This is a genomic window from Pseudomonas tremae (assembly GCF_023278125.1).
GTDB classification, from domain to species: Bacteria; Pseudomonadota; Gammaproteobacteria; order Pseudomonadales; family Pseudomonadaceae; genus Aquipseudomonas; species Aquipseudomonas tremae.
Genome location: NZ_CP066271.1, coordinates 88,159 through 98,897, shown reverse-complemented (window position 1 = coordinate 98,897; position 10,739 = coordinate 88,159). Strand labels below are relative to the sequence as shown.

At 53.4% G+C, this 10,739-nt stretch carries 12 protein-coding genes and 1 pseudogene; 4 read left to right on the top strand and 9 right to left on the bottom strand.

The window, feature by feature from the left end:
- Positions 1–557: 557 nt before the first annotated feature.
- From I9H09_RS26455 to I9H09_RS26440, 4 genes are all read right to left on the bottom strand, one after another.
- Positions 558–911: a hypothetical protein gene (locus I9H09_RS26455; protein ID WP_024668964.1), complete on the bottom strand. Its 354-nt coding sequence runs from the start codon at positions 909–911 to the stop codon at positions 558–560.
- Positions 902–1,552 carry an AAA family ATPase gene (locus I9H09_RS26450; RefSeq protein WP_024690823.1) on the bottom strand — a complete coding sequence of 217 codons (651 nt, stop codon included), beginning with the start codon at positions 1,550–1,552 and terminating at the stop codon, positions 902–904. The genes I9H09_RS26455 and I9H09_RS26450 overlap by 10 nt, the downstream gene beginning before the upstream one ends.
- 130 nt (positions 1,553–1,682) lie before the next feature.
- Positions 1,683–3,752: an LPD7 domain-containing protein gene (locus I9H09_RS26445; RefSeq protein ID WP_327399554.1), complete on the bottom strand. Its 2,070-nt coding sequence runs from the start codon at positions 3,750–3,752 to the stop codon at positions 1,683–1,685.
- Positions 3,753–4,066: 314 nt separating this feature from the next.
- The gene (locus I9H09_RS26440) at positions 4,067–4,486 is read right to left on the bottom strand and encodes a hypothetical protein (RefSeq protein WP_054990105.1); all 420 of its coding nucleotides are present in this window, start codon (positions 4,484–4,486) and stop codon (positions 4,067–4,069) included.
- A 550-nt stretch (positions 4,487–5,036) separates the two neighbouring features.
- Between I9H09_RS26440 and I9H09_RS27320 the strand changes: the two genes are divergently transcribed.
- The gene (locus tag I9H09_RS27320; protein ID WP_032618268.1) at positions 5,037–5,270 is read left to right on the top strand and encodes a hypothetical protein; all 234 of its coding nucleotides are present in this window, start codon (positions 5,037–5,039) and stop codon (positions 5,268–5,270) included.
- A 202-nt stretch (positions 5,271–5,472) separates the two neighbouring features.
- Here the strand turns inward: I9H09_RS27320 and I9H09_RS26430 are convergent, their stop codons facing one another.
- Positions 5,473–6,198: a plasmid mobilization protein gene (locus I9H09_RS26430; protein ID WP_236502506.1), complete on the bottom strand. Its 726-nt coding sequence runs from the start codon at positions 6,196–6,198 to the stop codon at positions 5,473–5,475.
- A gap of 219 nt (positions 6,199–6,417) precedes the next feature.
- On the opposite strand from I9H09_RS26430, the gene I9H09_RS26425 reads away from it, so the two are divergent.
- A complete protein-coding gene (locus tag I9H09_RS26425) occupies positions 6,418–6,957 on the top strand; it encodes a hypothetical protein (protein ID WP_054990103.1) in 540 nt (179 codons plus the stop codon).
- A 26-nt stretch (positions 6,958–6,983) separates the two neighbouring features.
- Here I9H09_RS26425 and I9H09_RS26420 read toward each other — a convergent pair whose 3' ends face one another.
- The 4 genes and pseudogenes from I9H09_RS26420 to I9H09_RS26400 all read right to left on the bottom strand — a co-directional run bounded on the left by I9H09_RS26420 (position 6,984) and on the right by I9H09_RS26400 (position 9,240).
- The gene (locus I9H09_RS26420) at positions 6,984–7,556 is read right to left on the bottom strand and encodes a hypothetical protein (RefSeq protein WP_122347984.1); all 573 of its coding nucleotides are present in this window, start codon (positions 7,554–7,556) and stop codon (positions 6,984–6,986) included.
- Positions 7,553–8,303: pseudogene (gene stbB / locus I9H09_RS26410) on the bottom strand (StbB family protein). Before stbB ends, I9H09_RS26420 begins: the two are co-directional and overlap by 4 nt.
- 389 nt (positions 8,304–8,692) lie before the next feature.
- A complete protein-coding gene (locus tag I9H09_RS26405; protein WP_060413327.1) occupies positions 8,693–8,968 on the bottom strand; it encodes a type II toxin-antitoxin system RelE/ParE family toxin in 276 nt (91 codons plus the stop codon).
- Positions 8,968–9,240 carry a CopG family ribbon-helix-helix protein gene (locus I9H09_RS26400; RefSeq protein WP_015060662.1) on the bottom strand — a complete coding sequence of 91 codons (273 nt, stop codon included), beginning with the start codon at positions 9,238–9,240 and terminating at the stop codon, positions 8,968–8,970. The genes I9H09_RS26405 and I9H09_RS26400 overlap by 1 nt, the downstream gene beginning before the upstream one ends.
- Positions 9,241–9,457: 217 nt before the next feature.
- Here I9H09_RS26400 and I9H09_RS26395 point away from each other — a divergent pair, with 217 nt between their 5' ends.
- Entirely contained in the window at positions 9,458–10,081 is a 624-nt protein-coding gene (locus I9H09_RS26395) for a hypothetical protein (RefSeq protein ID WP_122346645.1), read from the top strand.
- Positions 10,082–10,176: 95 nt separating this feature from the next.
- On the top strand, positions 10,177–10,737 hold the full coding sequence (locus tag I9H09_RS26390) for a recombinase family protein (protein ID WP_122346646.1): 561 nt from the start codon (positions 10,177–10,179) through the stop codon (positions 10,735–10,737).
- The last annotated feature ends 2 nt before the right edge of the window (positions 10,738–10,739 follow it).

The window sequence follows — 10,739 nt, the reverse complement described above, 5'->3', positions numbered from 1 at the left end:
GCTTCACCGCCCTGGCCAGCAAGTCGGCCAACAGGAAATGAAGCTACACAAGGGGCCAGTTGGGAGGGCAGGGTGCGATCATCGCCGGCACACAACTGCAGAAGAATTTTTTCCATAAGTCCACCGTTCAGCGGTGAACTGAAGGCTTCACTTTTGACGACTTGCACAAAGCCGCAGTGAACGCCATAATCAGCTCACGTTATGTGTGTGTTGAACAGGTACTCCGCAACCAAACGGCCTGTTCAAGATTTTCCAAAAAGCCCCGGCGCCAACCGGGGCTTTTTGGTTTCTGCTATTTGGCTAAATCGTTAGAAATTTTCCCGTCTACGCTCATTCGAGCATGAAAAATATGGCATCCCAGCAACGGTTGGCAGGCAAAGTGGGTGAACACTATCACCCGGATTCACCATCCGCAATGAAAATGCCATTTTTCAAAGCTTATATTCCGCCATTTTTTCAGCCTACTGCGTATGGTCATAGCCCTTGCATGACGTGGCTTTCAGCGGAATGAGTGATGTAATTTATGTAACCGAAATAACTTACGTAAGTTATAGAACTTACTCGTCTTCCGTAGAATCGGTTATGGGTTCAGCATTAGACGCATTCTCAAGCAGCGCAATGAGGTCTGCTTTATCAAGCTCCTGGAGAGCCATGATTCCTGCCCGAATCACATCGGATCTAGATATGCGGAAGGTCCGTGGCAAAAGAGAAATCTTATCTATCTGCCTGTTGACGTCCTTGGAGAGGGAAAAAGTAGTACGCACGAATGTAGAAGCTTTCTTACGCTTGCGCTTAGGCTCGGGCGTTGCACTTACAGGTGCCGCAGATATGAAAGCCAGTGCGGCTTCATCGTTGGCCTCAGACGATGGAGAGACCGGTTCAGCCTTACGAATCAAATCTTTCAATCCCATTTGGCATCCCCCCAAAGCTCTGCTGCCAACGTCTGTATTTCTTCTATAGCACGTGCGTCGGAGTTGCTTTCCAAGACGGAACAACCGTCTTCATCCGCATCGTCGTAGACATTGCGGGCTGTAGTAATAGCGTCAAGAGGTTGAATGCCGAAGGAGCGGCATGCTTCTTTGGCATCCAATATCCGCTGTATCTGACTAGGAAGGGCAGGGCATTGGGTGATCACTGCACGCACGTTCAATGCTGGGTTCACTGCAGTGGCCAACCGAGCCAGGTTATCGACCTTTGGGAGGGTTTTGAGATCTCGTCGCTTGGGTCGGAAAGGGATCAACATATGAGTTGCTACCGTCATAGCTGACCGCAGCGCCTCCGAATCAGACCCTCCAGCATCGACCACAATTTGCCTGTACCGGCCCCGAAGGTCTGTCAGTGTTTGACGAATATTGCCGTGTGCTTGCACAACAGGAATCGCAGGGAGGTCTCCCTGTGCAGAGCGTTCAGCAGCCCAGTCTGCAGTTGTACCCTGAGGGTCGGCATCCAGAAGTAGGACGTCACCTCCGCGGGCCTGCAGCCAGACGGCCAGGTTTTGAGCCAGACAGCTTTTACCGCTGCCGCCTTTTTCACCACCTAAAAGTAAGATCATGAACTGCCCTTGGTACTGATTATTGAAGTGACATAACTTACATAAGTTATGAAAATTTTGCTACGAGGAATCTACTGAGTCGTCAGAAAGGAACCCACCTCCATACTAAGGAGGTGGGTTCTCAAACGGCTCAGTCCACGCTCATGCCGTCATTTTCATCCGGCGATGACAGCTCCGGAGTGCCGGCAGCGATGGCCTGCCCTTTGGGCGTGGTTTCAGCGACTTCCCGCTCAGGCGCGGTCGGTTGCGCAGACCATTCGCGACGGTTTACCGTCTTGTCAGTCGTAGTGCCGTCCTCAGCAATTACCTGCACCACGACAGGCCGGGTGCCCAGGTCTTTCAAACGCACTTGGTCGCCTGGCTTCAGACCTGATTTGTTCATGGCATATTCAAGTCCTACGCCCCACACCGTGCGGGGTCTACCGCCCTCGGGCTTGAGCGTCACGAAGTAGCTCATCTGGTTGTCCTTCTTGTGATGATATGGCGCTTCCCCGTGCTCGATCAGCGCTCCCTCGATGACCTTGCTGCTGGAAGGGGTGGCCTGCGCGGATGCAGCTTGAGGTGCCGAGTACAGACGGTCTTCCACCTCATTGACGATTTCCGCAGCCATCGCCGTGAGGTGGTCCAGGTCATCAACTGACTGAGGCGAGTTCTCGACTGTTTTGTAAGCGGCTACGATGCTGCTTTTGAACGCTTCGCGGTAGCTATCGTTTTCCATATAAGACGCCAACATGGCAGCGGCTTCAGGAGTCTTGTCATCTGTAGCAATAATCCAGATGGCGTGGTCTTCACCTCGTAAGGCCATGACCGTATCAGAGGCCCTGACATCCGCTTCGGACATCGGGAAATCGCGACGCCATTGTGCTTCAAGCCTGACCAGCTCGCTGGGGCTCTGCAGGTCCGGGTCGTTGAACCGTGCAGGCTTCGCGGCCTCAGGGCTGGCCGACGCTGGGCTTGTGGCCACTGTCGGGGGCACCGCCCCGGGCGCGGTGTCTGAAGGCGTCGACACGTTGGCCTGCGCTTCAGACCTTGCCGTTGCTTCGGAATCCGCTGCCGGTTGGGCACGCTGCGCCTGCCACTGTGCAAACGCCTGGTCGCCCTTGGGCTCGCCACGTTCTGGAATGCCCAGAGTGATCGCCACCTTCTCCACGAATGCAATGCGCTCCGGTTCTGGCACGGTGTCCAGCTGGACGGCAAGCACCTGACTAACCTGCTCAGCGGTCTTTCCTTCTCCATACAGTGCCTCGATGCGCACCGTGACACCCATCCGGTCCGCTTGGTCCCGAACGTCACGTGTGGAATCGTCAACGTGCCGAGCCAGGTCAGTGGCAGGACCAATGCTCAAGCCATCACGTTCGATATCAAGCTCTGCTCGGCGATCCGCCAGGCTTTGGTTCATGGCCTTGTCAGTGAAATGCACATCCAGGCCGTTCTTGGCCACTGCCTCGATCACCAGCTTTTTAAATTCGGCGGTGCCGGTGATGGTCAGTGTGCTGCCGAACCTTTCTTTGGCCAACTGCAGGGCCACGGACACTCCGGACTCGGTAATCCCCGTGCGGCGCATGGAAATGGACTTACCCGTGTCCACAAACAAGGTCTTGTCGGTCTGCTTGTCCAGGTAATGCACGTTCTGGCTGAACTTGGCCTTGCGCGTGTAAAGGTCCTTGGCGCTAAGGTCACGCGCGCGCTGACTGGCGGCGGCTGGATCAATCTGTTTGGCAAAGCGATCCATAACCCGCTTTACTTGGTCGCGCACGCCTGCAGGGCCAGGCCCTCTGGCACCGCTGATGCTGAAGCCTGGGTCTTCCTTTTCGTCTTCTAAAAGATTGCGTATGGCTGCACTGCCCATGAAATTCACCTCGGTATTGGGTTGGGGTTTATGGAACTGTTCACGCGCTTTAAGCCGTTCGAAGGTCAGCACGGAAACCAGCTGCGCCTTGTCCTGGCGGGTTAATCGTTGATCGGAGAACACAGCGCGCCTGAGCGCGAAATACTGCTGATCGATGCGGCGTATGGCCTGACGATGAGCCGGGGCAATTCGGTTTTGCTGGGCTTCACGCGTGAAGTACGCAGCCACCGTCGAGGCCTGCCTGTTAACGGTCAGGGCCTTGATCGAGGCGCGCTTGAACACCAGCGCCTTGTCTGCGGGCCGTTTGAGCGGATCGAACAGCATCCGGCCGCGCTGCTCGATGTCAGCCACCGTCGCGACCCGGTGAGGGTTCTTGGCATAAGGTGGTACGACAGACCCTGGCCGCCATTGGCGGGGAGGGCGGGGCTTGCCTGTAGTCCGGGGCCTGCGTACGGCGGTAGGTCGGCCAGGCGTTGTCGTTGCAAACGTCGCCTTGGTCGCTTGGTCAGCCACCTGCAGGTGACTGGCAGACGTCCCGGCTGGTGATCTGTAGAACACCAGTGCGTTGTCAGATGGCCGTTTGAGTGGATCTAACAGCTGCCGGCCACGCGCCTCGATGTCAGCGATGGTGGCAACGCGGTGCGGGTTCTTGGCATACGGCGGGACTATGCGTCCAGCTCGTACTCTGGCGGTTCGGAGTTTTCCAGCTCCGGCCCGGCGTCGGCCTGTAGCGCCTGCAGGCGTTGCTGTTCCCTTTGCTTCCGCACGAACGGCGGCAGGCTCGCTTCTTCCTCCTCCTCGCTCAGTTGTGACCCTGCTCCCTCTTCCTCGTCCTCCTCCTGGTACAGATGGTCGCAATCCAGAATCTCCTCCTGGTTGCGACTGTCCCAAGTGAACGTGTGCATCACTGGGCAGTAACAGCGCACCGTCACGGCTTCGGGCCGATCCGGCTTGCCGGTGATCTGCCACATTGCTGACGGACAGGTTTTGCAAGCCATCGGCAGATGCGGCAGTGCGTCGCCTTGCAGTTTCAGCAGGACTTCGCTGGTGATCTCTCTGTCGTTGCCCGGTGTGTACTGAGTCATGGGATTCTCCATAAGTTTGATAGAACCTGGCTTCGCGCTCGGCCAGCAGCCGAACACGATCTTCAGGGGAGGCTTCGGAATAGGCTTTGCGAAACTTGGGGGTGGCCTTGTTGACGTACTTAATTTCCTTTGCGCGCTGTGGCCAGGCGAGCAAGCGTTCCTGAATCACACTGGCTTCAAGCGGTGGTTTCTTCAGTTCACGCCTGACAATGAAGTCATCCTGAAAGATGGTGTCTTTCAGATTCGTGCCCTTTGCGTCACCAGGTAACTTGACCGAAATATATTCAGTGTCCTTACCTTCGTTACGGATGCGTGTCTCACCGTGTTCAGCTACCAAGGCATAAAAGTCAGCCCGTGTAGTCACACCACGTTCAATTATCTGCTTGACCAAATCCTGTTTGAACTGGCGGTTCTTGCCGTAGAAGTCATCGCCCTTGTAACGAGACAGGACACTGGCCGCGTCGGTGATGTCCGCACGGACATTCTCACGCGGTGAAGACAGACCATACCTCTGATTAATGTGCTCCTGAAAAGCTTCAAAGTACTTCTCATGATTCTTATAAACATCGACCGGATTGGCCTCGTTGCCGCTCAGCAGGTTGATACGCGGGATAATGATATGGATATGGGGTTTGCGGTCGATCACCTCACCAGTTTTCCTGTCAGTGACAGTCTTCATTTTGGGCAAATGCGCTTCGGCATACAGATTAAATTCTTCAGGCTTGTACGCATGCATGAAAAAATCCTTAAAGTCGGTCGTCACTGCTTTAAGCAACTCAGGTGAAACCGTGTCTTCTTTGAAACTTAGCGTAAATGTCAAATAACGATCCTGACCATGATCAGGAATACTTTCATAGATGGCCCGAGTCACACTGAGTTGCCCCTCAATGATCAAGCGGTGATCCAATTCATCACGCGTAAACTCTCGACCTGATTTATTGCCTTGCTCTAAATACTCCTGCGCCCCTGCATTATAACCACTGTCTCTAATCAGCATGATCAATACCCGCTAATAAAATCGATTCGATGACCATCAGCGTTTCATACCATTTATCTCTCACACTTTCGGTGATGATCCCCCTATCACTCGCCGCTTTTGCGATGTAAGCCAACTGAGAAATGTTGTTGCCCGCCTTATTAACGATAAATACAATTCTCCTCTTAAACCCAGTAAACTCTCTAAATACTGGGAGTTGATTTAAGATCAGTCTCCTAAAGAAATCAGATACAGAACAGCCCGCCCGCTTGATCATGTCATCAAACTGGGCCATTTCGTCTTGTGTGAGTCGAAACCGGATGATATGAACCTTTTTGCCGGATGTATTAGGCGAACCACGGTTGCCGTTATGGACTGGCCTTATAGGTTTAGGTGGGTCAGTCTCAGGCAACACTGTGAGCAAAAGCTGTTGAATAGCGTTTAACCTATTAAGCCAGTGGAGATACTGCTTTTGATAAAGCGCGCCGTTATAGGGTGCCGAGTTCGCGGAGTAAGCAACTCGGTTTAGAGCATGTCCGGACTTTTCAAATACCTGCAGCATCTGCTTCTTGTCGATTGCAGACTGCTCGAAAGTAGGCGAACGACTGATCACCAGGTCACGAAAAAATCTTGCTGGCTTGAGACCGGATTGCGCGATGGGTTCGGCAAACCGGGCGAACTGTTCATCCGTTAAACGGCATGACATAGGGCACGACTTGTTCACTTTTTCAGCCACAAGATCACCTCCTGAGGGCTCCTAAAATGACGACAACCAACAACGACAACGCTTTCCCGCTCTGCGGGGTTCCAAAGGGGCTCCCCCTTTGGCACGTCGATTGGATACGAAAAAGGCGAAGCTCTTTTTTGTAGACAATCGGTAACGTGCCTGTTTATCGAATTCGAGATAGGGAGTCAGCAGGGTGAAACTGCGGGTTACATCAAAATTGCATCAGAAATGCTCGGGATTACGTCAGGATTGCTTTGCATTGCGTTTTTCTACATCACTGTTACGCTCAAACACGACAGATTTACATCACACCTACATCACTTTTCACGCAGCAAGGGGCAAACCGTGGCTCAAGACATACAAAACCGGCGTGAGGCTCTGGCAGAACTGGCCCAGGACAGCAAAGCCAGGTCGTACACTGCGCAAATCCGCGACCTGTATGACGTGATCGAAAACGCTCTGGATTCAGGTGTAAGCAGGACGGTGATCCACCAAAAACTGGTTGATACCGGACTCGCGATCAGCCTTCGTCACTTCGACCAGGCGCTGTACAGAATCCGTAAAAGCCATAAACGAGCCGGACAGGTCAAAAACCCCCTACCTGAAAAAAGCGACAGCGCAGCGGTCAGCAAACCCGCATTGCAGAATGGCGAGAAGACCAGGCCACAAGCCAACTTCAGGCAAAGCATGAAGCAAATCAGGGAGGAGGTGGAAAACACGAACTGGGCCGAAGTCATCAGTGAAGAAAACAGAACTTCCAAGCCATGACAGCTGTATGGTTGTTAGCTCAGTATTTACTGCGCGAACTGTTTTTTAATGGTAGACGGTAGCGTATCAATGACAGCCTGCTGTTTTTTGTATTCGTGATAGAACCATCGATTGGTTTCATTGACGTCCTGAGCCTTTATCGCTACACACCCCATTGCACACACCACCGCGATGCTCACGGCCACAAATCCCGCCAGGACAATGTAGTTGAACCGTGAGGCATGGGTATCACGGAAGTTACCGGATAAAGCACTAACCTGCTTTTCCAAAGCATCGATTTTGATCGCTGCGCGCTGCAAAGCAGGTTCGAACACTCGCTCTAAACTCTGGTGAATGGCCGTGGACATTTCCAGAGTAACGTCCACACCTGCTTTGGCGGCAGTCGCTTGAATGACTTCCTTTGTCGCTTCTTGCAACTGCAACGCGGTGTCTTCAGCATCCTCTACAGCGTCGGCCACAATATCCAGAGAATCCCTCATGGATAGTTCAAGCAACTGCGGAATGCGTTTCACATCATCGTGTAAACGACCTACATCGCCCAGAAGCTCAATGATCAGAGCATCACGCGCAGTAGAGGGAATAGTTTCGTGTTCGCTCATTTGATCACCTCAAGGTCAAACAACGCTGCGAAAACTCGATCAAGCTTGCGATTGACGCCTTTACACAAGAGCTTCAGCCCGAACATATCAGACCAACGATCACGCTCTTGTGCGCTGGCATCTTTATTCTTGAGGAGTGTTTTGTAATCGGTGTCATCGTCCATCACGGTTTGCATTGAGATACGGTGGATCGACAAGGCATCAAACAATGCAGATTCGAACACGGCACAGTCAGCATTCAGCATTCAGCGTGAAGACACCGGCGCGCTGGTGATAAGCAAAAATAATCGGAAACTCTGTTTTCACGTCTTTTTTGACACGATTGAACAATACAAGAATCTTTTCAGGGGGTACGCCAAGGGAGGACAGGCTGCCAATCATGCTGACGGTTTCTTTTTGCTCCTTGGTGCCCGAGGTGACCGGGACCACGAAGTAATCAACTTCCTCATGGGCTTCGTCAAACTCCTCCAGGCTGGCCATGAAGTCTTCAACGTTGGACGCTCCAACATCGATGATTGCCTGATCCTCAAGCATGAGTCGTTTGAACAGCTCACGGAATGCGTTGCCGCGCAGCTTCTCAACATCCAAGCCAAGGTTCTCAGCCGTTTCGTTGATAGACTCAATGGCATAGAGCGGCGCGCCGCCCATGCGTGGCCACAACAGGTTGGCAGCGATGGTAGTTTTGCCAACGGTGCCGGTGTAGTTAATGACGACGACTTTCTTTTTAAACCATCCGATCGCTTTCATTTGGGTATTCCTTGAATAAAGGGGTTCGCACCGGGTAATCACTACCCGATGTGCTTGATCTGAAATTTGAGGTCGCTGGGCGGTTTGAACACCAAGGGCGCGGCCCTTGTCATCCCGCAACGGCCGCGTTGACCTCGGGAGCGCGGGGTGGTGAAGCTACCCCACACTCCCAAGGTGAGCCTTTTCTGAACGAGGTAGCGTCAAGTGTGCGCTGCGCCCGTGCTTCCGTTCGCCGCGACGGTAAGGCGCGTCACGACGAGCCGGGAGCGCGGCACCTGACGTGTTCAAGTCCGAGAATGGGTATGGGGGAGCCTACAGAATTCGGAAAAAATCGTACGCTAAGGTTTTCCGATCAGTCGTAGGCCCGCCAGTTGATGTGTTCCGTTCCTCTATCGGTCTTCGCGGGTGTGCCACAGGCGCAGCAGGTAGATAGTGGAATCCGCTATCTCGTAACGCATCTCGTATTGGCCGATCTGAATTCGGCGTACGTCCCTTGGCTCGAATTCCTCCAGGCGTTCTCCAATGCGCGGATTGGTCAGCAGCGTGGTAGGTGCGGTGGTGAGTTGCTGCACTGCTCGTGCGGCAGCAGGTTGATTCACAGAGGCCAGAAACTCGTATAGCCGGGTAATGTCGGAAAGCGCCTTGCTTGTCCACTTCAATTCCATCAGCGCGGCACCGGCAACGGAGTGTCGGTGCTGAGACTGTCAGCCCAGGCCTGGACGGCTTGGTGGTCAATAACGCGTCCAGCGTCAACATCAGCCAAAGCCTCACGGGTCAGGCGACTACGCTCTTCTTCTTGGTCTATCCAAGCGGACAGAGCTTGCTTGACGATCCAGTTCTTGGAGCGCTCCAGACGCTCAGCCATCAAATCGACTTTTTCCGCCAGTTGCACCGGAACGTGAGCTGTGACGGATCGGGTTTTGGCGGTGGTTGCCATATTTGGTTAATCCTAATTTATTTCGATTTAACCTAAATCATAGTGAATAATCACGCGTCGTCAAGCTTGTTGTCAGGTTGGGCTATACCCTAACCAGATGTCAGGTTAATCTATGCCAATCCGTCAGATTAGAGCATCTGATTTTATTTATTGACACGTGCTATCACACATTAAAGAATTCAACCTGACATATTTGGGAGGTGGCATGAGTCACGTAATGAAGAAATTGATAGCTGTGCTGTCTCTTTACGCTCTCTCTGCCGCTACGCAGGCGGACACTTCAGTTCAGGCTGATTCGGCACCTGACTATTGCGTCGGTTTTTTACCTGAAGCGTGTTCGCGGATACGATCTATCGTGGAATCTAAAATTCGGCCGGACTATTGTGCTTTAGGGTTCGGCCTGACGGACAATGGCCTCAATCTAACGAAAGAACAGCTCCGAATTTGTTACGCCCTGCCACAAAAACCTCTAAGTCCCGAGATGGAGCGTGCTGTAACCAAAAGTGAGGCCATAAAAAGCCAAAGGACTGAGGATGCCAGAGCCGCCGTCAGAGAGAGTTGGGAAAACTATAGAGGATTAGTGGAGGCCATTGAGACTGGCTTTCAGTGCCAAGTGATAGATCCACTGCACGCTAATGTTTCGATCCTGAAAATTGAGGACGCCATGTACGAAGAGCAAATCCAAGCTGGTCTCATTGGTGATCCTACGATGAGCGTTAAAAGTTTCACTGCCGAGGCCGTACAGACAGGCAAATCCGCAGCAGCGGATGGCGCCTGCGCTCGCTTGACCCCAGCATGGCGCGGCAGACTCCGCTCTATGGTCTCAAATTTGATGCGATAAGCGTGGCCCGCACGCATTTCGGTACCTCCGCTTTACCAAGTGCTATATAACGTCGAGCCCGATCAGTAATCACATATCGAGCCTAGGGAGGCGCCTTGCAGGGACAACGTATTGGCTATGTCCGGGTCAGCAGTTACGACCAGAACCCGGAACGCCAATTGGAACAGACCGAGGTGAACAAACTGTTCACCGACAAGGCCTCTGGCAAGGATACCCAGCGTCCGCAACTGGAAGCCATGCTCGGCTTCGTCCGCGAAGGTGACACCGTTGTGGTACACAGCATGGATCGCTTGGCCCGCAATCTTGATGACCTGCGCCGCCTGGTGCAAAAGCTGACCAAGCGCGGCGTGCGTATCGAGTTTTTGAAGGAAGGCCTGGTATTCACCGGTGATGATTCGCCGATGGCCAACCTGATGCTGTCGGTCATGGGTGCCTTCGCCGAGTTCGAGCGAGCGCTCATCCGTGAGCGACAGCGCGAGGGCATCGCCCTGGCCAAGCAACGTGGCGCATATAGGGGCCGCAAGAAGGCTCTGTCCGACGAACAGACTGTCGCAGTCCGGCAACGGGCCGCTGCCGGTGAGCCAAAGGCCCAGTTAGCCCGTGAGTTCGGTATAAGTAGGGAAACCCTCTACCAGTACCTACGCATGGATGACTGATA

Coding starts and splice junctions, on each gene's coding strand:
- I9H09_RS26455 (WP_024668964.1), bottom strand. CDS start 911: ATGGGATTGAAAGATTTGATTCGTAAGGCTGAACCGGTCTCTCCATCG.
- I9H09_RS26450 (WP_024690823.1), bottom strand. CDS start 1,552: ATGATCTTACTTTTAGGTGGTGAAAAAGGCGGCAGCGGTAAAAGCTGT.
- I9H09_RS26440 (WP_054990105.1), bottom strand. CDS start 4,486: ATGACTCAGTACACACCGGGCAACGACAGAGAGATCACCAGCGAAGTC.
- I9H09_RS27320 (WP_032618268.1), top strand. CDS start 5,037: ATGATTCTTATAAACATCGACCGGATTGGCCTCGTTGCCGCTCAGCAG.
- I9H09_RS26425 (WP_054990103.1), top strand. CDS start 6,418: ATGCTCGGGATTACGTCAGGATTGCTTTGCATTGCGTTTTTCTACATC.
- I9H09_RS26420 (WP_122347984.1), bottom strand. CDS start 7,556: ATGAGCGAACACGAAACTATTCCCTCTACTGCGCGTGATGCTCTGATC.
- I9H09_RS26405 (WP_060413327.1), bottom strand. CDS start 8,968: ATGGAATTGAAGTGGACAAGCAAGGCGCTTTCCGACATTACCCGGCTA.
- I9H09_RS26400 (WP_015060662.1), bottom strand. CDS start 9,240: ATGGCAACCACCGCCAAAACCCGATCCGTCACAGCTCACGTTCCGGTG.
- I9H09_RS26395 (WP_122346645.1), top strand. CDS start 9,458: ATGAAGAAATTGATAGCTGTGCTGTCTCTTTACGCTCTCTCTGCCGCT.